We start from the raw sequence: 25,349 nt of genomic DNA, 5'->3' as shown, positions 1-25,349 counted from the left end.
ACGACCACGACGGCCACAACAGCCACGAAACGGGGGCACCATCCATGACCGCACACGACTCCGCTCCGACCGCCGACCCCGATGTCGATCTGCCCGACATGCCCGATCCACAGGTCCGGGAGTTCCCGGCCCACAGCATCGGGGGCGGGCTCGCCCTGCTGCTGGGGCTGGTCGGACTCGCGCTCGGCGTCGGCATGATCGTCGGCGCGACGACCGTCTCCGGCGGCGAGGCCAAGGCCGCGCTGATCGTCCCCGGCATCCTGGTCGGCCTCTCCTCCTTCATCGCCATGTGCGGTCTGAACACGGTGGCACCCGGTGAGGCCCGGGTGGTCCAGCTCTTCGGGCGGTACCGGGGGACGATCCGGCAGGACGGACTGCGCTGGGTGAACCCGCTCACCTCTCGCACCAAGATCTCGACCCGGGTCCGCAACCACGAAACCGCCGTCCTCAAGGTCAACGACGCCTACGGCAACCCGATCGAGCTCGCGGCGGTCGTGGTGTGGAAGGTCAAGGACACCGCGCAGGCGACGTTCGAGGTGGACAGCTACGTGGAGTTCGTGGCCACCCAGACCGAGGCCGCCGTCCGGCACATCGCCATCGAGTACCCGTACGACGCCCATGACGAGGACGGGCTCTCGCTGCGCGGCAACGCCGAGGAGATCACCGAGAAGCTGGCCGTCGAGCTGCACGCGCGCGTGGCGGCGGCCGGCGTCCACATCATCGAGTCCCGCTTCACCCACCTCGCGTACGCTCCCGAGATCGCCTCGGCGATGCTCCAGCGGCAGCAGGCGGGGGCGGTCGTCGCGGCGCGGCGGCTGATCGTCGACGGCGCGGTGGGGATGGTCGAGGCCGCGCTCGCCCGGATCACCGAGCAGGACATCGTGGAGCTGGACTCCGAACGGAAGGCGGCGATGGTGTCGAACCTGTTGGTGGTGCTGTGCGGCGACCGTGCGGCGCAGCCGGTCGTGAACACGGGGTCCCTCTACCAGTGAGCATTCCCTCCGGGGGTTCGACGGCCGAAGAACCCGAGCGTGCCGCGCGTCGGCCGCAGCAGCAGCGCAAGCAGGTGCTGCTGCGGCTGGACCCTGCCGTGTACGAGGCACTGGCCCGGTGGGCGGGCGACGAGCTGCGCTCGGCCAACGCGCAGATCGAGTTCGTGTTGCGGCGGGCGCTGGCGGAGGCGGGTCGGCTGCCCGGGGAGGCGGGTCCCATCCCGCGCCGCGGCCGTCCCCCCGGGGGCTCCGCCCCCAGACCCCCGTCGGCCTGAAGGGCCTCGTCCTCGAACGCCGGACGGGCTGATTCACGCCCGTCCGGCATGGAGCCATGCCCGGTGACAGAACCGTGACAATGGGCTCCCACCTGCGCACTCACGTCATCTATACATGGTGGGTATACATGTCACGTATACCCCGTGCGTATAGTCCTCCCCATGTCCATCGGTCACACTCTTCTGGGACTCCTGGAGTCCGGCCCCCGACACGGTTACGACCTGAAGCGGGCCTTCGACGAGAAATTCGGTCAGGATCGCCCGCTGCACTACGGACAGGTCTACTCGACGATGTCCCGGCTGCTGAAGAACGGCCTCGTCGAGGTCGACGGGATCGAGGCCGGCGAAGGGCCCGAGCGCAAGCGGTACGCGATCACCGACGCCGGCATCACCGACGTACAGCAGTGGCTCGCGACGCCCGAGAAGCCCGAGCCCTATCTGCAGTCGACTCTCTACATCAAGGTCGTCCTCGCGCTGCTCACCCACCGCGACGCCGGCGACATCCTCGACACGCAGCGCTCCGAGCATCTGCGGATGATGCGCATCCTGACCGACCGCAAGCGCAAGGGCGACCTCGCCGACCAGCTGATCTGCGATCACGCCCTGTTCCACCTCGAAGCCGATCTGCGCTGGCTGGAGCTGACCGCCGCGCGTCTCGACAAGCTCGCTCTGGCGGTGACAGCCCGATGACCGCTCCGATGACGGCTCCTCCCGGTTCCCTGCTCGTCGCGAGCGAACTGCGCAAGGCCTACGGTCCGACCAACGCGCTCGACGGCGCCGAGTTCTCGATCCATCCCGGCGAGGTCGTCGCCGTGATGGGCCCGTCCGGGTCCGGCAAGTCGACCCTGCTGCACTGTCTCGCCGGGATCGTGCCGCCCGACTCGGGGTCCATCACGTACAACGGACGTGAGATGGCCGGCATGAGCGACGCGCAGCGCAGTCAGCTGCGGCGCACCGAGTTCGGGTTCGTGTTCCAGTTCGGGCAGCTCGTGCCGGAGCTCACCTGCGTGGAGAACGTGGCGCTCCCGCTCCGACTCAACGGGACCTCACGCAAGGAGGCCGAGCGGACCGCTCTGTCCTGGATGGAGCGGCTGGAGGTCGACGACCTCAAGGGCAAGCGGCCCGGCGAGGTGTCCGGCGGGCAGGGTCAACGGGTCGCTGTCGCACGGGCGTTGGTCACCAGCCCCCGGGTGCTGTTCGCCGACGAGCCCACCGGCGCCCTCGACTCGCTCAACGGCGAGCGCGTGATGGAGCTGCTCACCGAGGCGGCCCGGTCGACCAACGCCGCCGTCGTGCTCGTCACGCACGAGGCACGGGTGGCCGCCTACTCGGACCGCGAGATCGTCGTACGGGACGGGAAGTCGCGGGACATGGAGCGCGTCGTATGAGCGTGCGTCAGTCGACCAGGGACCTGGGCATGGGGGTCCGGTTCGCCTTCACGGGCGGGCGCGAGGGCTGGGGACGGGTTCTGCTGACGGCCGTCGGGGTCGGGCTCGGGGTGGCGCTGCTGCTGCTGACGACCGCCATCCCGAGCGCCCTGTCGGCCCGGAGCGAACGCGGGAGCTCCCGGACGACCATCATGTACGTCGACAAGCAGATGCCGAAGGCCGACAACACGCTGATCGTCGCGCGCGTCGACACGATCTTCCGCACGGACGACGTATACGGACGGGAGCTGGAACCCGAGGGGGCACGAGCACCCCTGCCGCCGGGGCTCGACGGTTTTCCCGCAGTCGGGGAGATGTACGTCTCGCCCGCTCTCGAACGGCTGCTGAAGTCCGGCGAGGGCAAGTTGCTGCGGGAACGGCTGTCGGACCGGATCGTCGGCACCATCGGCGACACCGGGCTCCTCGGCCCGGCCGAACTCTCCTTCTACCGGGGCGGCGAGGGCCTCGAAAAGCACTTCGACGTCGGTGAGGTGACGCGGATCAACCGGTTCGGGGTTCTGCATCCGTCGTCCGAGGGGATGGACCCCATCCTGATCCTGCTCACCCTCGTCGTCTTCGTGGTGCTGCTGATGCCGGTCGGCGTCTTCATCGCCACGGCCGTACGGTTCGGCGGTGAGCGGCGCGACCGGCGGCTGGCCGCGCTGCGGCTGGTAGGCGCCGACGGCGGGATGACCCGGCGGATCGCCGCGGGCGAGGCGTTCGCGGGTGCCACGGTCGGGCTCGGCTTCGGCAGCGTCTTCTTCCTGATCGGCCGTCAGGCCGCGGGCTACATCGCCGTCCTCGACATGAGCGTGTTCCCCAGTGACCTGAATCCGGCGCCCGCGCTGGCCGTCCTGGTCGCGGTCGCCGTGCCGTTGGCCGCCGTGCTGGTCACCCTGTTCGCGCTGCGCGGTGTGGTGATCGAGCCGCTCGGCGTGGTGCGTACGGCCCGGCCCCCGCGCCGTCGGCTGTGGTGGCGGCTGCTGCTGCCGCTGGGCGGGGTCGCGGCGCTCTCCCCCATGATCGGGCAGGGCGACAGCGCCGGGCAGTTCAACGACGTCCTTGTCATCATCGGTGTCTCGTTGCTGCTCATCGGGGTCACCACGCTCCTGCCCTGGGTTGTCGAGGCAGTGGTCGCCCGGCTCGGCTCCGGCGGGCTCTCCTGGCAACTGGCCGTCCGGCGGCTCCAGTTGAGCAGCGGTACGGCGGCCCGCATGGTGAACGGCATCGCGGTGGCGGTGGCAGGTGCGATCGCGCTGCAGATATTCTTCGCCGGGGTCTCCGGCGCCTACACGACCGCGTCGGACCAGCACCTCGACCGGGCCCAGATGGAGTTCAGCGTTCCCGACAACGTCTCGCCGGCCTCGGCGGCCCGGGAACTCACCGGCACCAAGGGCGTACGGAAGATCACCCTGATCTCCTTCGCCTCGGCCGGCGAGAAGGCCAAGTCCCCGGAAAGCTACGTCGAGGTGACCATCGGCGACTGCGCGACACTGCGTGAGGTGGGCCATCTGCCCTCGTGCCGCGACGGCGACGTCTTCACCGTGCGAGGCGCCGAGTACGACACGGAGACGCCCCGACTGGTCAAGCCGGGCCGGGAGTTGTGGATCAGCCCGACCTCCACCCGGACCACGAAGCCGTCGGTCGCCTGGACGGTACCGGCAGGCCTCAAGCAGGCCGGCGTGCGCGAGGACCCGTCCGGGACCGAGCGCGGCGGCATCCTGGCCACTCCGGGCGCCATGCCCAGGGAGACCGTCGCGGAGGCCGCCGGACAGATCTTCATCGGCCTCGACCCCGAGGTGGCGGACACCCCCGACCTGGTCCGCAACACGGCGGCGCGGATCGACCCCCTCACGGGGCCCTACACCTGGACGTCGAGCAACCGCACCAAGCAGTTCAACTCGATCCGCACCGGCCTGTTCGTCGGCGCCACCTGTGTCCTGCTGCTGATCGGGGTGAGCCTGTTGGTCTCCCAGCTCGAGCAGCTTCGCGAGCGCCGGAAGCTGCTGTCGTCGCTGGTCGCCTTCGGCACCCGGCGGCGCACCCTGAGCCTGTCGGTGCTGTGGCAGACGGTGATCCCGATCGGACTGGGGCTCGTCCTGTCGTCGGCGGTGGGACTGACCCTGGGCGTCGTCCTGCTGAAGATGACGAGCAGGTCGATCGGCGTCGACTGGGCCGCCGTGTTGGCGATGACCGGCATCGGCGCCGGCGTCGCACTGCTGGTGACGGTGCTGAGTCTGCCGCCGCTGCTGCGGCTGATGCGGCCGGAGGGCCTGCGTACGGAGTAGCGCCTCCCGCGCCCGCCCACCGCCCGTTCACCACACGGGCCCTTCCCCAGGACCTCGGTTTCCTGGGGAGGGGCCCGTCCGCGTTCTTCCGCTCAGCGGCTGTTCAGCTGTTCAGAGGCTGTACTCCTTGACCACCCGCCGCACCTGGGCGAAGAGCATGCCGACGTTGACCGCCTTGCGGCAGACGACCACGGCGACGACGTCCTGCTGCTCGTTGAGCCGCACGAACAGGTGGGTGAGGTTCTCGCTGTTGACGAGAACCTCCTGGAAGAAGTGCTGGTCGCTCTGGACGCCCCGCCGTTCCTTGAACACGTCCTCGATCATCACGACCGTACGGCCCTGGAACAGGTCGAGGGTCGCACCGGCCAGCAGGTCGAGCACCTCCGGCGGATGGTTGTCGACCGTCTCGTACGAGAGCAGCATCCCGGTGGACATGTCGACCACCCCCGACGCGACACACTCGGGGGCATCGGTACGGAGCGCCTTGACCAGGCTCATGACCTGGTCGGAGAAACCTGTGGTCATGCGTTTCGTCCCCATCCTTTCCTTCACACTCCTTCGGTCGCCACGGCTGATTCCGTCGCGGTGAGGATCGAGCCGATACGGCGCAGCGCCGGCTGGGTCGCACGGTGCAGCCGGTCCACGTCGACGCCCTCGTCGCCGAGCACGACCATCAGCGCGGTGTCCCCGACGGCGTAGAACGCGGCGCAGCCCTGGCTGCCGTAGGTGACCGTCCGGCGCAGGGTGCCCCGGCCGGTCGCCTGGGCCGCCCGGCGGGCGAGGCCGAGTCCCGCGGCGGCGATGGCGGCGAGACTCTCGGGGTCGATCGACGCGGCGGTGTCCGCCGCTATGAGCAGTCCGTCGGTCGCGGCGATCGCCGTGTCGGTGATTCCGTCCACCTTTTCGCGCAGGTCGCGCATTTCCATGGCCAGCGCTTTGTGGTCCATGTACTCAACTCCCCTATGAATTCCTATGAGTTTCTACGGGTTCTACTGGTTTCCATGGCATTCCATGAGCGTCCATGAGTCCGTGAGGTTCTGTCGGGACTTATTTGGCGGTTCCGTTCCTCATGCGAAAGAACCCTTTCCAGCTCGTCCCGCGCTTTTCGGGGGCGAGAGATTCGGTGATGCCACTGGCGCCGGGGTCGCGGCGGGGCAGTGCGGGGGCGGATGCCTGCGACGGCGACGCCGGCCGAGGCAGCGGTTGCGCGTCGGGGGCGAGGACGGCGGCAAGCGCGGTGACGACGGCGGGATCGACGTACGGGGGCGGCGGGGGTGGCGGCGGCGAAGGCGGCCTGCGCTGCCGCAGCCCCACCTCCGGCACCCGTACGACCGGGAGCGGCGCGGCCCCCTCGACGCACTCCAGAAGCCCGGCACCGAGCATCCGCGCCAGCTCGACCGTCACCGTGTACACCCCCCGGCCGGTCCGGAACGCGAGGTCACGGGCGGTCCGGCGACCGTCGGCCTGGGCCAGCAACTCCTGCTGTACGGGGGTGAGCTGCCCCTCGCCCACCACGACCGGCGCCGAACTCGGGCTCGGGCGCTCACGGTTCGGGCGTACCGGGTGGGGCAGGGCGGCGAGGGCGGCCAGTTTGCGGTTGGCGTCCTGGAGGAGTCGGATCGGCCCCTCGCCCACCGGGACGGGGGCGAGCGGCTCGGCCCCGGGGTCGCGCTCACAGGCGTCCACCCGGCCCGCGACGACCGCGAAGACGGCGTCCCGTAACGCCATCATGCAGACGACCCGCAGCTGGGCGGCGCCCGCGTACCCGTACCTGATCAGTTCCGCGCCCGGCCAGCGCGCTCCCCCGGCCTCACGCACCAGCTCGGCCCACTCCTCACCGCTGATCCGGCGGGAGCGCAGGAGCAGCGCCTCCGGGCCCGGGGCGCCCGGGCTCTCCGCGCCGACGACGAGTCCGCGCCGGAGATGGAAGGTCCCGCCGGGGCTGCCGGTCGCGCGCAGCGCCCCGGTGAACTCCTCGCGCCCGCACTCGGCGAGGGCGTTCAGCAGCAGGTCGTAGCCGATCCGGCCGAGGGAATCCGGGGAGGCGCCCCGCGTGGATATGGAGTCGGGATCCGGGGCTGATGTGGGTACGGAATCGCGGATGACCGACATCACTCCCCTTGGCCCTGCCCAATGGCATTTCGCACATACGCCTGACGCGTAGCACCGAGGGGGTATGTGTATCAGTCCGGGCGCATATTCAGACCGGGGTCTTCCCACCTGACGGAAGTTGAATTCTCTCGCCGTTCAACGGTCCTTGTTCGACGCTCATTTGATCGAAACGTCACCTGTTCAGGCCATCTGTTCAGTCGCCCCACACCCGTACGGGCAACGGCCGCAGCGCCTCCCGCAGGGCCGCCGCCAGTTCCTCGTACTCCGCGCCCCGCACGGCGCCCGCGCGCATCGCGAGGCCGATCCGGCGGGTCGGGGCCGGGGCGGCGAAGCGGCCGGTGCGGAGCCGGTCGCTGCGACCCGCCTCGACGTCGACGGCCGTGTGCGGCAGCAGCGTCACGCCGAGGCCGCCGGCCACGAGCTGGACGAGGGTGGACAGACCGGCGGCCGTGGTGGTGACGGGGGCGTCCGCGCGCCCGGCCTCCCGGCAGATGTCGAGCGCCTGGTCGCGCAGACAGTGCCCTTCGTCCAGAAGGAGCAGGTCGAGCTCGCGCAGCGCCTCGCGCGGGATGTCCGTATGCCCGCCGAGGGGGTGATCGAGGGGCGTGACGAGCACGAAGTCCTCGTCGAAGAGGGGGAGTTCGAGGATGCCGGGCATCCCGGCCGGGACGGCGATCAGGAGCAGGTCGAGACGGCCGGTGGTCAGTCCGTCGAGGAGGCCCGCGGTCTGCTCCTCGTGGACCTGGAGGTCGAGGTCCGGGTAGCGGTCGTGGACGAGGCGCAGGACGGTGGGCAGGAGGTAGGGCGCGGCGGTGGGGATCACACCGAGCCGCAGCGTCCCGGTGAAGGGCGCGCGCACGGCCTCGGCCTCCTCCATCAGCGCGGCGACCGACTCCAGCACGGCCCGGGCCCGTACGGCGAGCCGCTCACCGGCGGGCGACAACAGCACCCTGCGGGTGGTGCGCTCCACCAGGGTGACGCCGAGGGCCTCCTCCAGCGCGGAGACGGCACCCGAGAGCGCGGGCTGGCTCATGCCGATCGCGGCGGCGGCGTCCCGGAAGTGCAGGTGCTCGGCGACGGCGACGAAGGCGCGCAGCTGGGCGAGACTGGGCCGGCGGCGCCCGTCGGTGTTCCTGGCGGCGGCCATGCCCACACTCACTCATTCCCTCTGACTGATAAGTTTCACTGATCAACACGACCGAGTGTATCGATTCCCCTGATCAATGGCGGTGAGTGGGTATGGGCCTCGCGGAACTGAAGTCCGCACTGCCGGACTACGCGGCCGATCTGCGCGTCAACCTGGGGAAGGTCGTCGACGGCTCCGGGCTCACCCGGCAGCAGCTGTGGGGCACCGTGCTGGTGTGCGCGATCGCTTCCCGCTCGCCGCTTGTGCTGCGCGAGCTCGGTCCGGAGGCCAGGGCGCGCCTCTCCCCGGAGGCGTACACGGCTGCCCGCTCCACCGCCGCCGTGATGGCGATGAGCAACGTCTTCCACCGCACCCGCCATCTGCTCTCCGACCCGGAGTACGGGCAGCTGCGCGCCGGTCTGCGGGCGAACGTGCTCGGAGACCCGGGTGTCGGGCGGACCGACGTCGAGCTGTGGTCGGTGGCGGTGTCGGCGATCAACGGCTGCGGCGCCTGTCTCGACGCCCACGAGCGGGTGCTGCGTGGGGCGGGCGTCGACCGGGAGACGGTGCAGGAGGCGTTCAGGATCGCGGCGGTCGTCCAGGCCGTCGGCACGACGCTGGACGCGGAGGCGATCCTCGCGGAGTAGGCGCCGCGCCGGGCAGCCGCGTGTCGCCGGGGGGCGGGCGACTGGACTCGGCAGGCGGTACGTCCGACAATGGGCGGACCCTCACTCCGTTCGTCGCCGCCTTCGTCGTCCCGGCCGCGAGGACCGTCCTTCTCCGACTGAGGGAGCCACCCGCAATGACAGTCGCCCTGGTGCTGATGGCCGTCGTCGCCCTGACCGCCGCCGCTGTCCTGCCGCGTGTGCTGACCCGGGCCGGCTGGCCCGACCGGGAGCCGGTGCTGGGGCTGTGGGTGTGGCAGTGCCTGGTCGCCACCGTGCTGGTGTGCTGTCTCGCCGCGCTGCTGCTGGGCACGACGGCCGCGTTCGGGACCGTCCGGGCCCACGCGTTCGCGCCGGCGCCGCCCTCGGTGACCGCCGCCTACGACCTGGGACAGCCGCCGGTCTGGCTCACCGTACTGACGCTACTGCTGGCCTGCGGGGCGGCCTGGACGGTCGCCATGCTCGCCCGGGAACTCGCCGAGGCACACAGACGGCGCCGGCTGCGGCGCGTCCATCTACGGGAGCGCGCGCCGGACCTGCCCGCCGGTTTCCCGGCCGCCGAGGGGCCGCTGCTGGTCCTGGAGGACGAGTATCCCGACGCCTGGCTGCTGCCCGGGCCGACACCCCAACTCGTCGTCACCACCGGCGCGTTGCGTCGGCTGTCCGACCACGAGCTGGACGCCGTACTCGCCCATGAACTCGGTCATGCCCGCGCCCGCCACGACTGGCTGCTGCATCTCTCGCAGGCGCTGGCCACCGGCTTCCCGCGTGTCCCGGTCTTCGCGCACTTCCGGGACCAGACGTACCGTCTGGTCGAACTGGCCGCCGACGACACCGCGTCCCGGCGCTGCGGCCACCGCACCACCGCGGTCGCCCTGATCGAACTCAACCGGCACCGGGGCGTGTTGTCCTGCGCCTGCACCCGCGGCCAGCTCGGCGACCGCGTCGAACGCCTCCTCGCACCCCCACCCCGCCTGGACGCCCCCTACCGCGCGGCCACTCTCCTGGCCGCGGCCCTGGCCCCACTGATCCCGCTGCTGATCGCGCTGAGCCCGGCCCTGAAGGTACTCAGCTGACCAGCCACAGCCGACCGGCAGCCTAGGCAGACGGGTCGGACGGCGGCTTCGCCGCCTGCTCAGGCTGCGCGGCAACCTGCTGGGCTTTGGTCAGGGCAATGTCCACCGCTGTGGCTCCGTGCGGCCGCGGGGAGTGGCGCAGCGCGTCCGTCGCGTTGCTGTAGGCCTGGGAGTACACGCGCAGATAGCCGACGACCGTGTTGGTCACCGCGACCAGCGGTACGGCGACGACCGCGCCGCCGATCCCCGCCACCATGCCGCCCGCCGCCACGGACAGCACCACCGCCAGCGGGTGGACCCGGACGGCCCGGCCCAGGATGAACGGCTGGAGGACGTGCCCCTCGATCTGCTGCACGGCAAGCACCACCGCGACCACCAGCACCGCCGTGAAGACGCCCTGGGTCACCAGCGCCACCACCACCGCCAGGGCTCCCGAGGCGACCGCGCCGACCAGCGGGATGAAGGAGAACAGGAAGATGAACACGGCCAGCGGGACGGCCATCGGCACATCGAGGAAGTAGATGCCTAGGCCGATGAAGATGGCGTCGATCAGAGCCACTATCACCGTGCCGCGAACGTACGCCGTCAGCGTGCGCCACGCGCGCGGACCGGCGCCGGCGACACCGGGACGGGCCGCCGCCGGAACCAGCTTCAGCGTCCACTCCCAGATGCGCTTGCCGTCGTAGAGCAGGAAGAGCGTCGAGAAGGCGGCGAGCAGTATGCCGGTCAGCGCCTCGACGATGACCGTGACGCCCTCCAGGCCCACCGACGTGATCTGGTCCGTGTTGGCGCCGATCGCGTCGCGCAGGTTCTCGGCGATCTTGTTGATCTGCTTGTCGGTGACGTGGAAGGGGCTGTTGAGCAGCCAGTTGCGCAGTTCGTCGATGCCGTCCTGGACCTGGTCGGAGAGCTGGTCGGTGTTCTCGATGACCTGCCAGGTCACGAACCAGCCGATCAGCCCCATCACGACGAACCCCAGGATCGCGGTGAGCGCTGTCGCGGGCCCGCGCGGCATGCCCCACCGGGTGAGGCGGGCGACGGCGGGCTGGAGCAGCGCGGTGATGAGCAGCGCCACCACGAAGGCGAAGACGACGAGTTGGACCGCGCTGATGACCCGCATCAGCACCCAGAGCGTGCCCGCGAGCACCAGCAGCCGCCAGCCGGCCTCGGCCGCGACCCGTACGCCCCAGGGGACGACGGAGGCGGGCTCGGGCCGGACGGCGAGCGCGCCAGGGCCCGTCGGGGTGGTGGTGGTAGGCGCGCGGAGGGGTTGTTCCGTCTCCTCGTACCCGTGCCGGTGCTCGGGCGCTGAGGTGTCGGGCGGGTTCGGAGGGTCGTACGGCGAGTCCGCGTCGTCCGCGTGCTCCTTCTCCACCTCGGCCCGGCGCGCGTCCAACCGCTCACCCACCTCGGTGAGCCGGACGCCGACCCGGCCGAGCCACTGCGGCACTCGCGACATGATGCGCCCTCGTCCCCCGTATCTCCCTCTGCCCATCCTTCTCCCCAAAGCCTCCGGAGCCTCGGGAGCAGCGGTCCACAGCCGACCGTACATGGCCGAAGCCCCTCACCGAAGGACGGTGAGGGGCTCGGAAAGGTTGAGACGACTGAGCGCGGTAGTCGCGGAACCGCTCAGTACCAGTTGTTGGCCTGCCAGAAGTTCCACGCGCCGCACGGGCTGCCGTAGCGGCCGTCCATGTAGCTCAGGCCCCACTTGATCTGGGTGGCCGGGTTCGTCGCCCAGTCGGCGCCCGCCGAGGACATCTTGGAGCCCGGAAGCGCCTGCACGAGACCGAACGCGTCGGAACTCGGGTTGTCCGCCTGGTAGTTCCAGCTGGACTCGTGGTCCACGATGTTGCTGAAGCACTGGAACTGGTCCGCCGGGACGATCTGGCGCGCCATCTCCTGGACTTCGGCGATCGTGTACGAGGCCTGCTGCGGGAAGCTGGACGCGTCACGCGTCGCGGAACGGCTGGCGGCCTCTTCCGCTTCCTTGCGCGCCTTGGCCTCGGCCTCCGCCTTCTCGGCGGCCTTCTGCTTGGCCACCGCGTCCTTGGCAGCCTGCTTGCGGGCAGACTCCTCGGCGTCCTTCTTGGCGGTGGCGTCGGCGGCGATGGCCTGGATGTCGGCCTGCTGCGTCAGGGACGCGGTCTGCACCTCGGCCTGGGAACCCACGGGAATGTCCGTGAGCAGCGTGGTGTCGCCTACCAGGGCCTCGGCGTCGTTGGGGGTCCCGGTGCTACCCGAGGCCACACCTGTAACTGCGCCGACAGCGGTGACCGCGGTGGCCGAGGCCACTGCGAGTCCCCGGACCGAAATCCGGCTCACACGGTTTCCTTCCAGCATCGCCCGCTTCGGTGACCCTGGCGGACGCAATCTTGCCCCCAAGACACTGGCCTCCCAACTGCACGGTCACGGGAGACACGGGCCCGGTGGGCAACTCCTTTACGGGGAGCGCCGCGTGGTGCGCGGGCGGCATACGACGACGGTATGGAGTTGAAGGCGGTGCTTGAGTGCTGCCGTACTACTGGCGGTACAGATGTGTCGTATGCGGGGCCTGACAGGAGTGAGACTCTGCCGCACCTGGACGCCGGCTGGCAATTCTGAGTTGCGTGTGAAAGCTCACACCTCGTTTGCCCCAGGTGATTTGAGGAAAGCCGCAGACGCGGAAGCGCCGCCCGGCTAGGCTCTTCGCCTTTGCCGGACGGCGCCCTTTCACGAACTCCAGGGTAACCGGGCGCAATTGCCCAATTGCCCGAGCGAGTCCCTATCCACCCAACAGGGTCAGATCTGCCCGTCCTCCAGCATTTCGGTCACCAGGGCGGCGATCTGGGACCGCTCGGACCGGGTGAGGGTGACGTGTGCGAAGAGCGGATGCCCCTTCAGCTTCTCGACGACGGCGACGACACCGTCGTAGCGGCCGACCCGCAGGTTGTCCCGTTGTGCCACGTCATGGGTGAGCACCACCCGTGAGTTGGAGCCGATCCGGGACAGCACGGTGAGCAGGACGTTCCGCTCCAGCGACTGCGCCTCGTCCACGATCACGAACGCGTCGTGGAGCGACCGGCCGCGGATGTGGGTGAGGGGCAGCACTTCGAGCATGCCGCGTGCGGTGATCTCCTCGATGACCTCGCGACTGGTGACCGCGGACAGCGTGTCGAAGACCGCCTGCGCCCAGGGGCCCATCTTCTCGGACTCGGAGCCGGGCAGATAGCCCAGTTCCTGCCCGCCGACCGCGTACAGCGGCCGGAAGACCATCACCTTCTGGTGCTGCCGCCGTTCCAGCACGGCCTCCAGACCGGCGCAGAGCGCCAGCGCCGACTTGCCGGTGCCGGCCCGGCCACCCATGGACACGATCCCGATGTCCGGATCGAGCAGGATGTCGAGTGCGATCCGCTGCTCGGCACTCCTCCCCTTGATACCGAAGACCTCGCGATCCCCTCGTACGAGGCGGACGTTGCCCTCGGCCGTGACGCGCCCCAGGGCCTTGCCTCGCTCCGACTGGATCGTCAGACCGGTGTGCACCGGCAGTTCGGCGGCCTCGGGGACGTAGGCGTGCCCCTCCTCGAAGAGAAGGTCGACCTGTTCGCCCGGCAGGGTCAGTTCGGACATTCCGGTCCAGCCGGAAGAGCCCGTGATGGCCAGCTCCGCGCGGTACTCCTCGGCGAGGAGCCCGACGGACGAGGCCTTGATCCTGAGCGGCAGGTCCTTCGACACGACTGTGACGTCGTACCCCTCGGCCTGCAGGTTGCGGGCGACCGCGAGGATGCGGGAGTCGTTGTCCCCCAGGCGATAGCCGCTTGGCAGCACGCTGGGGTCCGAGTGGTTGAGCTCGACACGGACGGTCCCACCCAGTTCCCCGATCGGAATCGGGGCGTCGAGACGACCGAACCGGACCCGGAACTCGTCCAGCATGCGCAGGGCCTGCCGGGCGAAGTAGCCGAGTTCGGGATGGTGCCGTTTGGCCTCCAACTCCGTGACCACGACGATCGGCAGCACGACTTCGTGCTCGTCGAAGCGGTTCAGGGCGCCTGGATCGGCCAGCAGGACGCTGGTGTCGAGAACATAGGTGCGCCGGTCTGGCATACGGCGCTTTGTGCTGGTCACCACGGAAGGACGTACCCCCTCGGATGAGGTCGGGGAGCGACGAAGGAGATCTGGACCGGTCGACGGCCCCATTGCGCGGGCCGAGAACCGGCCCTCCGCCTGTTCGCCCGTGCTGTGACCACACGGTCGGGCTGGTGCAAAGGGCCTCCCGGGCGGACGGCCCCGTGCCGTCTGCTGAGATACGACACCCGTGGTTCGGGTGTCGACCTGCTTGGCTTATGCCCTCGAACATGCGCGGCCATGCCACGACCTATGGCGGCGCGCTGGTGAACTCCTTGTTACTTCCGCCCCAGAGGGGGTGAATTTCATCCCGGAGGATGGTTTCCGGGGCCGAACCGGTTTCAGCCGGATCAGCCGCCGAAACGCCGGTGGCGGGCCGCGTAGTCACGCATGGCACGCAGGAAGTCGACCTTGCGGAAGGCCGGCCAGAAGACCTCACAGAAGTAGTACTCCGAGTGGGCCGTCTGCCAGAGCATGAACCCGGACAGCCGCTGCTCGCCGCTGGTACGGATGACGAGGTCGGGATCGGGCTGGTCGCTGGTGTAGAGGTGCTTGCCGATCAGGTCGATGTCGACGTTCTCGGCGAGTTCCTCCAGCGAGGTGCCCTTGTCGTGGGCGTCGAGCATCATCGAGCGCACGGCGTCGGCGATCTCCTGCCGACCGCCGTAGCCGATGGCGACGTTGACCAGTATCCCGCCCGTCACATGCGCGGTGGCCTCTTCCGCCTCCTTGAGCTGGGTACGCAGTTGCCCGGGGAGCAGATCGAGGTTGCCGACGTGGTGCACGCGCCAACGGCCGTCGGCCGCGAGGGAGGTGACGACGTTCTCGATGATCTCCAGGAGCGGCGCCAGCTCCTCCGGCGGACGGTTGACGTTGTCCGTGGAGAGCAGCCAGAGGGTGACGACCTCGACATCGGTCTCGGAGCACCAGCCGAGGAACTCCTCGATCTTGTCCGCGCCGGCCCGGTGCCCCTGGGCGGTGGTGGAGCCCGCAGCCTTCGCCCAGCGCCGGTTTCCGTCCACGATGACGCCGATGTGCTTGGGCACCTGGTCGTGGTCGAGGTGGCCCTCCACCCTGCGTGTGTAGACCCGGACCAGCAGTCGGCGCAGGTTGTCGCGCAGGTTCACGTGTTTGTCAGCCCCTCCGTACGGATCGGACAGGCGATGCCGGGCGCAATCCCTGGCGCGATCCCTGCCCGTATGGCGGTCCTCGGGGGTGGCGATCCCCGGAAGGGAAGCGTACCGCTGCGGGAAGGGAGGTCCTGCGCCCGGGGGAACGGGGGCCTTGCGCCCGGGAGGGCCAGGGGTGGGCAAAGGGGACCTTGCCGACCCGAGAGAACGGATGGAGAAGAAGTGCGGAGAAGAAGGATGGCGAAGGGAGGGAAGCGGAGGCACGGAGGACGCGAGGAAGAGGAAGGGAGAGCTGGGGGCAGGGTGGGGCGGGGTGGGGAGAAGGGGGTCGGAGAGCGGCGGTATCCGGCTGGCTCCGACCGGGCACAAAAAACGGGCCGGTCCGTGGGGGGGAGACGGACCGGCCCGAGGGGGGGTTTCCACCATAACCCTTCGTGAGTGATGCTGCGTACATCGACGCGGAACAACTACTCTCCGAAGTCGCCCGACAACGCGTGGATGGTCTCGGAAGCCCGTTTCCATGGTCGGATCATGGCTGGAAAACAGCTGATTCCCAGGAAATATCGCGGAATTCAGGGAGATCCAGAGGGATCCGGCGGGTTTCACCCCCCTGGTGGACATCCCTGGACAACCCCGGGGCCATCCGGGTGCCGGACGACCTCGGGCGGACCTCCGGGCCCGGCGTCCCTCCCAGGGGCGACCCTGTCGCGAACGCCCGCTTGACGCCCTCGCTAACTTCGCAGCCATGGCCACGTTCACCACCGCTCAGACACCGGAGCCGATTCCGCTGGAGCTCGCCGAGTCGGGACGAGCACGCCGACGCGGACTGCTGGGACGGGACGGAATCGAGGGCGCGCTGCTGCTGAAGCCCGCGAGTTCGGTACACACGTTCGGGATGCGATTCGCGATCGACGTCGCCTATCTCGACGGAAAAGCGCGGGTCCGGGCGGTAAGGACCATGCGTCCGGGCCGAGTTGGGCTGCCCCGCCCCTGGGTACGGTCGATCCTGGAGGCTGAGGCCGGGGCGCTGGAGGGGTGGGGCGTACGCCGGGGTGCGCAGCTCACGATCCGGGCCGGCGAGGCGGTACCGGAGGACCACTGAGCAGGTGCGGAACGGAATCGTGCGCGCGCCGGGCAGACAGGCAGGGCACCGCGCAGGCCCCTCCTCTGCGCGGTGCCGTCCGCGTCACTTTGCTCACGCGAATTACCTTTGGCCAAATTTACGCGACGCCGAGCCATGCTCGTGAACGACCGCGATAACGATGTGGAAACCTCGTGAAACCTTTTCGGGCATATGCACACATGTCTCACGGTCGACGAGTGCGACCACTCACCCTGCGCCGAGATCTCGCCAATATTCGGACGAGCGCGAACGATATCCGGATGTTTGCGACTGATAAGTCATGAGATGCCATGGTTCGACCGGATTATTCGACGACGTGGAGGCCGAGGATCGCCACTGACCTCCTGGGCTGATGCGCCCCAAGGCGCCCCAAGGCGACCGAATGGGACCGAATGGGACCAGGGCGACGGTTACTCGCCAGTTCTGCTTCTTCGGCGGAAGCGACACCTCCGGCGGGGGCGGAGGCGGTCGAAGGCAGGCAGAGGCAACCGGTCCGGCCGAGCGGGAAGCTCAGCCGGATCAGCCGGATCAGCCAGTCGGCTTGCGGGCCTCGATGAGATGGCGGCTGCTGTGTGCCACGAACGGACCCTCGGCCTCGATCCGCTCGTGCAGGGACCGGAGTTGAGGGCGGTAGGCGTCGACAGTGAACCCTGGCACCATCCAGATCACCTTGCGCAGGAAGTGCACGACGGCCGCGATGTCGTAGAACTCCATCCGCAGCCGCTCGGCGCGCAGTTCGACGATCTCCAGCCCGGCGGCTTCCGCGCCGGCCCGCTCACGGTCGGGGTGACGGGCGCTGCGCTGCTCGGCCGGCTGCGGTCCGAGGAAGTGCTCGACGAGTTCGTACGCGCTGGCGGGCCCGACGTGCTGGGCGAAGTACGTACCGCCGGGTCGCAGGACGCGGGCGATCTCGGTCCAATGCGGGGCGACGGGGTGCCGGCTGACGACCAGGTCGAAGGCATCGGCGGCGAAGGGCAACGGCGCGTCGTCCGGCACGGCGACGACTGCCGCGCCACGCGGGTGGAGCAGGGCGGTGGCCTTGGCGACGTTCGGCGGCCAGCCCTCGGTGGCGACGGTGAGCGGGGGCAGCTTCGGGGCGGTGTTGAGTACCTCGCCGCCTCCGGTGTGCACATCGAGGGCGGCGGACACGCGGGCCAGCCGCTCCCCCATGGCCCGGGCATATCCCCAGGAGGGCCGCGCCTCCGTGGCCCGGCCGTCGAACCAGGAGAAGTCCCATCCGTCGGTGGGGACGGCGGCACCTTCGGCGAGGAGCTGCTCGAAGTCGGAGGTGGAGGTGGAGACGGGTGCGGAGGCGGGCTCGGGCACGGACATGAAGGTGATGTTCCCAGGCAGTTGTCAGTGGCCGCTGATAATTTCCGCCGCACGACGGAAGCAGAACGGCAGAAGGGGTGGTCCGGGACATGCTGTACGCCGATGACGAAACGACGACGCTTCGCGCGAAGCTCGACCAGGAGCGGGACGCGGTGCTGTGGAAACTGGAGGGCCTGAGCGAGGAACAGGTCCGCAGGCCGATGACACCGTCGGGGACGAGTCTGCTGGGGCTGGTGAAGCATCTGGCGTCGGTCGAGTACGGCTGGTTCGTGGAGACGTTCGGCCGCGAGACCGAGCCTTTCTGGTTCGATCCCTATCTCGGGGAGGACATGACCGCGGGCCCGGACGAGACCACGGCACGGATCACCGACTTCTACGCCCGCGCCCGCGCCGCCGCCGACCGCGTACTGACGGAACTCCCCCTGGACACCATGGGCAAGCCGACATGGCGGGACGACGAGTGCTCGCTGCGCTGGGTCCTGGTCCGGATGACGGCGGAGACGGCACGGCACGCGGGGCACATGGACATCGTGCGCGAGTTGATCGACGGGGTGACCGGGGAGTACGAACCGTCGTAAGTCAGGGGCTGATTGCCTGGTGAGGCTTCATGGCCTCGCGACTTCATGGACTCGCGGCTTCATGACCTCTCAGTGTCGAGGACGAGCAGGATGTGCTCGTTGTCGCCATGTCGGACCGTGCCGGTGCGACGGAAGCCGTGCTTTTCGAGGAGTCGGACAGAGGCGGTGTTCCCGGCGAAGGGATCGGCGTAGAGGGGCCGGTTGGTCTCGCGCAGCAGGAACAGCCCGAGGGCGACGCTCCCGACCCCTCTCCCCCAGTACGGCCGCCCGAGCCAGTATCCGATGAAGCGCTGTCCGCCGACGCCCTGTTCGCCCTCCCACCAGGCGACGATGCTGCCGGCCGGCTCGGTGTCCACGGTGACCATCTGCACGAACACGGTGCTGTCGCCGAGGATCTTCGACTTCCAGTGCGCCATGAAGGCGTCCCGCGACCTGGGCGTGAACCGCGACCGCCGGACGGCTTCGGGATCGTTCTCGCAGGCGAGCAGGAACTCCAGGTCGGCTTCCACGACGTCGCGGAGCTGAACGTCGTTGCCGGCTCCGCCGTCGGTCGGCTTCTCGGGCACGTTGTCGGTCATGGTGGGGAGTCTGGCAGGGGGTACTGACAACGCTGGGAAGGCGGCGGTGCCAGGAGGGGACGAGGCTCAGGGGATTTTTCAGGTCCAGGGGACGAGGCTCAGGCGACGAAGTTCAGGGGACGAGCGGGCGAACGTCCTCGGCGACGAACCGTACGAAGCCCTCGGGGTCGGGCTCGTCCGCGGTCGGCTGGAGGATAACGGTGTCGGCACCGGCCTCGACGAGGCGCCCCACGGCCTTGGCGACTGAGTCGGCGTCCCCGGCGACGCCGAGATCATGTACGGAGGCGAGTCCTTCGGCGACCAGTTCCACACGGAGCCGGTCGTCGGCGTGCGGCCCGGTGGCGACAAGGAGATAGACGACGACCTGGTGGGTCTGCCCGGCGGTGTCCGTCCGTCCGGCGGCCACCCGCCCCTCCTCGATCAACTGCCGGGCCAGACGCACCCCGTCGGGCGCGGTACCGGCATGGAGAACAGTCCCGTCGGCAACCTCACCGGCCAGCCGCAACGAACGGGGCCCGGTGGCCCCGGCTAGAAGGGGCAACCCTGGCTCGGGCGGCCAGTCGAGGCCTACGTCGTCCAGCTTCACGTACCGCCCGTCGACGGTGACCCGTTCACCGTCGAGCAGTGCGCGCAACGCGAGCAGATACTCCCGCAAGAGGGCGAGCGGCGACGCGACCCGCGCCCCGACCTGCCCCATCCAGTCCTGTACACCGTGCCCGAGGCCGAGGATGGCCCGCCCCGGGAACAGACGGTGCAGAGTGGCGGCCTCCATAGCGGTCAGGGCGACGTTCCGGAGCGGTACGGGGAGCAGGCCGACGCCGACTCGCACGTGCTCGGTCCAGGCGAGGGCAGCTGCGGCGGCGGAGATACCCCCTTCGCGGAAACAGTCCTCCCAGAGCCACAGTTCCTCGATCCCGGCGGAATCGGCGAGTTGGGCGAGGGCGCGCAGTCGCTCGGGCGGGAGCTGGGGACGGAAGACGACTCCGAGGGTGGTGGTCACGGGGCCTTCCTATCGAGCGTGGCCGCGCAGTACAACACCATTACCGGCTGTCGCTGCTGACACGCTCGTACCGCAGAAGTACGACACCGTTGCCGAAGGTACGTGATTCGGCGAGCCGGAGATGAGTGAAGCTGTCGGCCTCGTGGAAGAGCCGCCTGCCGCGTCCGATCAGCACGGGATGGACGCACAGATGAAACTCGTCGATGAGGTCGTGCCGCATGAACTCGGCGGCAAGTTCAGCCCCACTGACGGCGAGATCCCCACCGGCCTGCTCCTTGAGCGCCCGAACCTCCTCCGGCACGACCTCTCGCACGACGGTCGTGTTCCAGTCGGCGTGTTCCAAGGTCCGGGAGTACACGTACTTCGGAATGTCCCGCCAGATACCGGCGAACTCGACCATGGCTTCCGAACTGTCGGGGCCGGGGTCGGTATCGGCGGTGGGCCAGAAGTCGGCCATGAGCTGGTGGGTGATACGCCCAGAGAGAAGGCCACCCATGCTTCTGACCTTCTCATTGAAGTACAGGTGAAGCTCTTCGTCGACCAGGTGCCAGTCGATTTCGCGGTTGGGGCCCTCGAAGTATCCGTCGAGGGAGATGGACATCATCAGGATGACTTTTCGCACGGCTCACACCTTATCGATGTCAGCGTTGCGACCAAGTGAACGGTTTCTCATCAGGTTACCGAGAGACAGAGAAACTCGCCCGGGAAGCTTCGACGGAAGGTCACACTTCGCGTCCTTGTGGGCCTGACGGGCGAAGGTCGTCGCCAGATCGATGAGGGTCTGCCGTGCTTCCTTGTCCGAGGCCTCAAGAGGCTCCACAGAAAAGGCGGCCACGGACATGTTCCAAGGAGCCTTTTGCGCCTCCTCGCCGGCGTAGCAGGGGACCCAGATCGCGGCCACCTCCGCATTGGACACACCCTTGAGCCCGGCATTGAAGTAGATACTCTTGCGTCCATAGTTCGACCAGATTTCCCCCTTAGCCCATTCTTGCCAATTTCTCGCGGTGCCCATATGAGCATCCAGGTAGAAGATGGGCCCATCGTCACCTCTTACTTCACAGACGCTTCTGAACCACCGATCCTGGTCCGGCCTCCAAGTCTCAAAAAACTCATACTTAGAGGCCCGAGGTAGCACGGAGTTGAAGATTTTGGCAGTCTTTTGCCGGTCGGGCACATGGCGGCAGACGTCGTCGGCTCGAATAGTCCCGCGGCCCTCGAATGCTCCAGAAAGATATGCGAAAAGTAGGGCTGCGGCCAAACCCGCAGCCATCGCGCCATAGATAAAAGGTTTCCGAGAATATTTCCGAATGTTTGATTCCATCAAGATCGATCACCCATTTACTTTCTAAATCGGCCATTACTGGCCTGCTTTAGCCCCGCCGACCAGAGTCATGGCATCAGCAAAGCCCCGGCCTGACTGGCCGCCGGCCCTGGATTCGGCCGCCTCGTCGCCGGTGGCAACCTTAACGGAATTCTGAGTAGTTCGAATGGCTGATTCCTGAATCTGATCCAGCTGCATCACATTTTGATAGACCTTCTCCTGATCCTCCTCGTCGCTGCCAAACCCGCCCAGAAGACCATTGAAAATCTCGCCTGCGGCCGTTCCCACCAGACCACCTGCCACCACACCACCGGGACCGGTAAACGGTGCTGTCGCAATAGCTGTCGCGCTACCAACCAAGGAGCCGCCCCACGTACTCGCATGTTCCTTCCAGGCGTCGTCGCGCGCGGTAGCATCAACATCATCTTTTTCGGCTTGAAAATGTTGACCCACGCCGATGATGCCCTGAAAGAAGCCGGTGTCGTAGGCAATTCCGGCGATTTTTTCGTCGGTGGTGAGAGGGTAGGCGTTTGGGTGCTTCACTTGGGCCTCCATCAATGCGGCAGCATATACATGCTGGGAGATGTTGAGCCGGTCGTACCCTTCCTTGTTGCGGGATACCGTATGCAAGAATCGCATGACAGGGGACGTTTTGAGATTAGCTTCGGCTCCTGCGGTAGGGAAGAGTTGGGCCCCATTTGCCTTGTCGAACTCAAACGATCGATGCAAGTCAGGCATGTACTCTGCAGCGATGTTCGCAAAACTGTCCGACAAGTATTCGTGATCACGCAACAGATTCTCGTGCTGGGACACCGAATTCACGATGGCGCTGAACAGAGCCGCCTGTTCCTCCGAGTGCTTGATGTCCTCGATCGTGGCCGGTTCGCCAGGTCGATGGCCTGTCGTGGCCGCTTCGAGGGCATGGCCCATTGAGTTTCGGCCGGTCACATTCTCGTCCGGCCACTCACGCGTTTCGAAGAGATACTTGAAGTTCGTCTCCGGCTTGCCGTCTTTGCCCTTTTGCTCGGCGGTGAAGAACGCCGTTGCCGCGCCCGGGCTGTTGGCGAGTGCCTTCATGTAACCGGTAAAAGGGTCATTCCCCGCATCGCTGCCCAGGTAGTTGACAGTGCCCTCGGTACCCCAGCCGGATCTGTGGAGCCCTCCGGTGTTTTCCGTGATGCGCCGGTCTGCCTTGACAAGCGCCGTTCCGTAGTTCTCCAGGAACTTGTCGTCATAGTCGCCGTAACGCATGAGGTTACTCATGACGACGAACCCTTCACGGCCGCCGGCGTCACCATTCGGGTCCCTGATCGGATCACCCCCGATCGCGACCATGTCCTTCTTCCACTTCTCCATCGCCGGCGAATCAGAGTTGGTGGCCTGAGCCACAGTGAGGCTGAAGCTCTTCTGCATCTCGTCGAGGTCGTCGAGATGTTTGAAACCCGAGGCCTGGCTATATTCGGGAGAGCTGCCGACGTTGCTCATCTCGTACCAGAACTGCAGTGTCTTCTTCGCTCCCAAGGCCCCTACGACCCTCTCTGCGAAGGGGTACTCGTCATAGTTCTCTGCGAAGAGCGCGTGCAGCTCGTCGAACTCCGCCGGACTGAGGTCCTCGCGGTTCTTCTTCGCAAGCTCCGTTGCCCGCTTGGCGTCCTTGACTGCCTCGGCGTTGGCCGCTCGGGTCACCTTCGCCTCGTTGATCTGCACCATGCCCGTAGAGCCCGGGTACGCATCACTGTCCATGTTCATGGCCAAGTGGTAACGCCGCTTCAGCATGGGCAGTTCGTCCCTGGCCCACCCCGCTACGCGCACGACCTCGCTGAGTTCCTCGGCTCCCACACCGTAGTAGGCGAGCTGAGTCTTGTAGTAGGAGGCCCGGTCACGGAGCGTCTCCTGGTCCCGCCGTACGGAGTCGATTGTGCCCTTGAGCGCACCCGGGTCGATCCCCGAAAAGACGCTTTTGCTGGTTCCGCCTTCATCCGCGCGCATGCCACGGTCCTCGTTCGCATCAGTTTTTGCCGCCGACTTGAGTGGCTTTTCAGTAGAAGCGCCTGTTGCGGTTCATCGAATTGGCTTCCTCGAGCGTGACCTTCTCCGGCATACGGTCGATTTCACGCTGAACGTCCTCAAGTACCTTGTCGATGCGGGCACGCACAGTCCTACGGTGGCCTGCCACGTCGTTGTGCCACTTGTCGGCATTCCTGCCCACCCACGACTTCACGGAGTCCCGGCCGCCCTTCCCGACGTCCGCAGCCGCCCTCTTCAGGGCACCGACGAAATCGGACCGTTCCTTTTCAAGGTCCCGCTTCAGCGCCTTCAGCCGCTCCCGCTCCGGATTGTCCACCTTTGGCTTGTCGCCGTCGGCTCCCATGCCCGTCCCCTACTCGCCCCACAAATTACGCAACTGCTGGATCAGAAGCACCGGCGTGGCTTTCTCAACCCGTACCGGGTCCATCTGCCAACCCGAGGCCAACCCAAGCTGAGTCTCCTACACGGGAGTGAGTACCTCTCGACAGTTCCTTCACGAGGCTCAGCGGTTGACGGCCTGGATCTCCTGTACGACAACGTCCTGGGTTGCGCCGAAGCTGCCGTCGGGCAGGTCATCGCCGGCGCCACCGGAACCCGTCCAGGTGATCTTCCAAGTGACCGTCGCGCTGAGCGGGTACGAGCCGTCACCCGAGGAGCGCAGGTATTTCACGCCGCAGGGCGGAATCTCGTCGGCCTTGCCCTCGGCGTAGGGCTCGCCGATGCGGCCGTTGTTGATCTCGCAGGCGCCGGAAGCCGGATAGGTCATCGCGTCCGCGGTGCCTGGCTCGATCCTGAGTGACACCGGTGTCGCCGTCGCGGTCGCGTACATGTCGAGTACCGGTACGGACGCGGTCACGGAGACGGGCTTGAACTGCGCCGCGTCCAGCCAGGCCCAGGTGGGCAGGTTCACCTTGGTGGGGCCGGCGGGGGCGAGGGTGACCTTGGTGGAGGGGACACGGATCTCGTTGTAGGCGAGTCCGGCGAGGATCTCGGGGGTGATGACGTTGTCGATGCCGGCGGGAGGAGCGTCACCGGTGTCGACCCAGAAATAGTCCTCCTTGCAGGAGTCCCAGCCCGGCGGGTAGGACTTGTTGACGTACGAGCCCCACCAATAACCCTCGCCGGTCTTGTCCTTGTTGAAGTCCTTCGAGTGGTCGTCCTCGTTGAGGTACTTCTCCCGCTGCTCGGCATCCCACTCGTACCCCGTGGACCCCGCCTCCCACACCGGCTCCTTGACCTTCTGAAGCTCCTCGGGACTGTACGTCGGGGCATACCAACAAGCCGGCGGCGTCCAGGACGTCATCGGCGTCAACGCACCCGTGGATTTGCCGCTGCCGTTCTTTGAACGGTCGAAGATGGCATCGCCAACGGACACGGAGAGGTTGTCGCCGTCGGCTTTGGCTTCCTGCTTCGTCTGGCCGTCAGTACCGCCGAATCCCTTCTCGGCGTGCGCGGGGGTGGAAATTGCCAAGAACGAGGCCGTCAGTCCGGAAACGAGCAGATGGTTTCGCTGAATCAAGGCTGGCACTTTTCGCTCCCCCGCTGCGAGTCCAGAGTCTCGGTGACCCAGACCCCGTTCTTGTTCTTGCGCAGCGTGCTGGCATACATGACGTAGCTGTCCTTCGTAACCGGCGTGATGTCCGTCTTGCCCGTTTCCAGGAACTTGTTGTATGCCTTGCTCTGGTCCTCGCAGTACAGGAAAGCAGCAGTGTTGTCACTGTTGACCGTCAGGTCTTCGTTGTAATAGCGGGTCAGGCCGGTCGTGCGTGCCTTGTGGTCGACGAACTCCTGGATGTATGACTGGCTTCCAGCTGCTGCCGTACCCTCGGAGTAGAAGCGGTAAGCCGTATGCAGCGGGTCCTGCTCGGCAATGGCCAAGTCCACGGCCTTGATGCGCTGTTCGGCATCGTTGAGCACAGCGTCCTTGTCCGCGTTCCCGGTCTTCGTCCACTCGAACTTGTACGTGACGTCCGACGGCAATGCGATCTTCGGACGGTCATCGGTCGCCGAGGCTGACGCACTCGGGGACGCCGACACCTCGCTCCCGGTGTCGACTCCCGCGATCTTGTCGTTGTCCTTGCCCTTGGAAGTTTCATCACTCCCGCATGCGGACAGCGACAGGGTCGCAGCAGCGGCCAGTGCGATCGCTGCGAGCAGCATGGGACGGCGGGTCACGGTCAACTCCCGGTGGGAC

General features: G+C 67.7%; 26 protein-coding genes. 9 read left to right on the top strand and 17 right to left on the bottom strand.

The window, feature by feature from the left end:
* Positions 1 to 44: 44 nt before the first annotated feature.
* The 5 genes from OHN74_RS28470 (at position 45) to OHN74_RS28450 (ending at position 4,982) form a co-directional block, all read left to right on the top strand.
* Complete coding sequence (locus OHN74_RS28470) at positions 45 to 992, top strand: SPFH domain-containing protein (protein WP_327697431.1); 948 nt, start codon at positions 45 to 47, stop codon at positions 990 to 992.
* Positions 989 to 1,267 (top strand): hypothetical protein, encoded by a 279-nt coding sequence (locus tag OHN74_RS28465; protein WP_327697430.1) that lies wholly within the window; start codon positions 989 to 991, stop codon positions 1,265 to 1,267. Before OHN74_RS28470 ends, OHN74_RS28465 begins: the two co-directional genes overlap by 4 nt.
* A gap of 162 nt (positions 1,268 to 1,429) precedes the next feature.
* On the top strand, positions 1,430 to 1,957 hold the full coding sequence (locus OHN74_RS28460; protein ID WP_327697429.1) for a PadR family transcriptional regulator: 528 nt from the start codon (positions 1,430 to 1,432) through the stop codon (positions 1,955 to 1,957).
* An 8-nt stretch (positions 1,958 to 1,965) separates the two neighbouring features.
* Positions 1,966 to 2,655 (top strand): ABC transporter ATP-binding protein, encoded by a 690-nt coding sequence (locus OHN74_RS28455; protein WP_327700314.1) that lies wholly within the window; start codon positions 1,966 to 1,968, stop codon positions 2,653 to 2,655.
* A complete protein-coding gene (locus tag OHN74_RS28450) occupies positions 2,652 to 4,982 on the top strand; it encodes an ABC transporter permease (RefSeq protein WP_327697428.1) in 2,331 nt (776 codons plus the stop codon). Before OHN74_RS28455 ends, OHN74_RS28450 begins: the two co-directional genes overlap by 4 nt.
* Before the next feature lie 111 nt (positions 4,983 to 5,093).
* Here OHN74_RS28450 and OHN74_RS28445 read toward each other — a convergent pair whose 3' ends face one another.
* The 4 genes from OHN74_RS28445 to OHN74_RS28430 all read right to left on the bottom strand — a co-directional run bounded on the left by OHN74_RS28445 (position 5,094) and on the right by OHN74_RS28430 (position 8,241).
* On the bottom strand, positions 5,094 to 5,522 hold the full coding sequence (locus tag OHN74_RS28445) for a hypothetical protein (protein WP_327697427.1): 429 nt from the start codon (positions 5,520 to 5,522) through the stop codon (positions 5,094 to 5,096).
* A gap of 8 nt (positions 5,523 to 5,530) precedes the next feature.
* A complete protein-coding gene (locus OHN74_RS28440) occupies positions 5,531 to 5,929 on the bottom strand; it encodes a roadblock/LC7 domain-containing protein (protein WP_327697426.1) in 399 nt (132 codons plus the stop codon).
* Positions 5,930 to 6,029: 100 nt separating this feature from the next.
* Positions 6,030 to 7,094 (bottom strand): MarR family transcriptional regulator, encoded by a 1,065-nt coding sequence (locus OHN74_RS28435; protein WP_327697425.1) that lies wholly within the window; start codon positions 7,092 to 7,094, stop codon positions 6,030 to 6,032.
* Positions 7,095 to 7,287: 193 nt separating this feature from the next.
* Positions 7,288 to 8,241, bottom strand: coding sequence for a hydrogen peroxide-inducible genes activator (locus OHN74_RS28430; protein WP_327697424.1), 954 nt, complete (start codon positions 8,239 to 8,241; stop codon positions 7,288 to 7,290).
* Between the two features lie 92 nt (positions 8,242 to 8,333).
* Here OHN74_RS28430 and OHN74_RS28425 point away from each other — a divergent pair, with 92 nt between their 5' ends.
* Positions 8,334 to 8,867 carry an alkyl hydroperoxide reductase gene (locus OHN74_RS28425; protein WP_327697423.1) on the top strand — a complete coding sequence of 178 codons (534 nt, stop codon included), beginning with the start codon at positions 8,334 to 8,336 and terminating at the stop codon, positions 8,865 to 8,867.
* A 155-nt stretch (positions 8,868 to 9,022) separates the two neighbouring features.
* Positions 9,023 to 9,961, top strand: a complete 939-nt coding sequence (locus tag OHN74_RS28420; RefSeq protein WP_327697422.1) for a M56 family metallopeptidase — start codon at positions 9,023 to 9,025, stop codon at positions 9,959 to 9,961.
* 22 nt (positions 9,962 to 9,983) lie between these two features.
* Here the strand turns inward: OHN74_RS28420 and OHN74_RS28415 are convergent, their stop codons facing one another.
* From OHN74_RS28415 to OHN74_RS28400, 4 genes are all read right to left on the bottom strand, one after another.
* A complete protein-coding gene (locus OHN74_RS28415; RefSeq protein ID WP_327697421.1) occupies positions 9,984 to 11,420 on the bottom strand; it encodes an AI-2E family transporter in 1,437 nt (478 codons plus the stop codon).
* 170 nt (positions 11,421 to 11,590) lie between these two features.
* Positions 11,591 to 12,304 carry a transglycosylase SLT domain-containing protein gene (locus OHN74_RS28410; protein WP_327697420.1) on the bottom strand — a complete coding sequence of 238 codons (714 nt, stop codon included), beginning with the start codon at positions 12,302 to 12,304 and terminating at the stop codon, positions 11,591 to 11,593.
* 438 nt (positions 12,305 to 12,742) lie between these two features.
* Positions 12,743 to 14,068 (bottom strand): PhoH family protein, encoded by a 1,326-nt coding sequence (locus tag OHN74_RS28405; protein ID WP_327697419.1) that lies wholly within the window; start codon positions 14,066 to 14,068, stop codon positions 12,743 to 12,745.
* A 347-nt stretch (positions 14,069 to 14,415) separates the two neighbouring features.
* A complete protein-coding gene (locus tag OHN74_RS28400; RefSeq protein ID WP_327697418.1) occupies positions 14,416 to 15,192 on the bottom strand; it encodes an isoprenyl transferase in 777 nt (258 codons plus the stop codon).
* A gap of 748 nt (positions 15,193 to 15,940) precedes the next feature.
* Between OHN74_RS28400 and OHN74_RS28395 the strand changes: the two genes are divergently transcribed.
* On the top strand, positions 15,941 to 16,297 hold the full coding sequence (locus tag OHN74_RS28395) for a DUF192 domain-containing protein (RefSeq protein WP_327697417.1): 357 nt from the start codon (positions 15,941 to 15,943) through the stop codon (positions 16,295 to 16,297).
* Positions 16,298 to 16,846: 549 nt separating this feature from the next.
* Here OHN74_RS28395 and OHN74_RS28390 read toward each other — a convergent pair.
* Positions 16,847 to 17,650, bottom strand: coding sequence for a class I SAM-dependent methyltransferase (locus OHN74_RS28390; RefSeq protein ID WP_327697416.1), 804 nt, complete (start codon positions 17,648 to 17,650; stop codon positions 16,847 to 16,849).
* 89 nt (positions 17,651 to 17,739) lie between these two features.
* On the opposite strand from OHN74_RS28390, the gene OHN74_RS28385 reads away from it, so the two are divergent.
* On the top strand, positions 17,740 to 18,228 hold the full coding sequence (locus OHN74_RS28385; protein WP_327697415.1) for a DinB family protein: 489 nt from the start codon (positions 17,740 to 17,742) through the stop codon (positions 18,226 to 18,228).
* A gap of 59 nt (positions 18,229 to 18,287) precedes the next feature.
* Here OHN74_RS28385 and OHN74_RS28380 read toward each other — a convergent pair whose 3' ends face one another.
* From OHN74_RS28380 to OHN74_RS28345, 8 genes are all read right to left on the bottom strand, one after another.
* On the bottom strand, positions 18,288 to 18,806 hold the full coding sequence (locus OHN74_RS28380) for a GNAT family N-acetyltransferase (protein WP_327697414.1): 519 nt from the start codon (positions 18,804 to 18,806) through the stop codon (positions 18,288 to 18,290).
* 112 nt (positions 18,807 to 18,918) lie between these two features.
* Positions 18,919 to 19,806, bottom strand: coding sequence for an LLM class flavin-dependent oxidoreductase (locus OHN74_RS28375; RefSeq protein ID WP_327697413.1), 888 nt, complete (start codon positions 19,804 to 19,806; stop codon positions 18,919 to 18,921).
* Positions 19,807 to 19,846: 40 nt separating this feature from the next.
* Positions 19,847 to 20,428 (bottom strand): dihydrofolate reductase family protein, encoded by a 582-nt coding sequence (locus tag OHN74_RS28370; RefSeq protein WP_327697412.1) that lies wholly within the window; start codon positions 20,426 to 20,428, stop codon positions 19,847 to 19,849.
* 3 nt (positions 20,429 to 20,431) lie between these two features.
* On the bottom strand, positions 20,432 to 20,818 hold the full coding sequence (locus tag OHN74_RS28365) for a hypothetical protein (protein WP_327697411.1): 387 nt from the start codon (positions 20,816 to 20,818) through the stop codon (positions 20,432 to 20,434).
* 345 nt (positions 20,819 to 21,163) lie between these two features.
* On the bottom strand, positions 21,164 to 23,116 hold the full coding sequence (locus tag OHN74_RS28360) for a DUF6571 family protein (RefSeq protein ID WP_327697410.1): 1,953 nt from the start codon (positions 23,114 to 23,116) through the stop codon (positions 21,164 to 21,166).
* Between the two features lie 49 nt (positions 23,117 to 23,165).
* On the bottom strand, positions 23,166 to 23,498 hold the full coding sequence (locus tag OHN74_RS28355; protein WP_327697409.1) for a hypothetical protein: 333 nt from the start codon (positions 23,496 to 23,498) through the stop codon (positions 23,166 to 23,168).
* Positions 23,499 to 23,657: 159 nt separating this feature from the next.
* The gene (locus OHN74_RS28350; protein ID WP_327697408.1) at positions 23,658 to 24,626 is read right to left on the bottom strand and encodes a hypothetical protein; all 969 of its coding nucleotides are present in this window, start codon (positions 24,624 to 24,626) and stop codon (positions 23,658 to 23,660) included.
* 44 nt (positions 24,627 to 24,670) lie between these two features.
* Positions 24,671 to 25,330 (bottom strand): hypothetical protein, encoded by a 660-nt coding sequence (locus OHN74_RS28345; protein WP_327697407.1) that lies wholly within the window; start codon positions 25,328 to 25,330, stop codon positions 24,671 to 24,673.
* Positions 25,331 to 25,349: the final 19 nt, after the last annotated feature.

This window comes from Streptomyces sp. NBC_00459 (assembly GCF_036013955.1).
In the GTDB taxonomy this organism is placed as follows: domain Bacteria; phylum Actinomycetota; class Actinomycetes; order Streptomycetales; family Streptomycetaceae; genus Streptomyces.
This window is presented reverse-complemented; position numbering and strand designations above follow the sequence as displayed.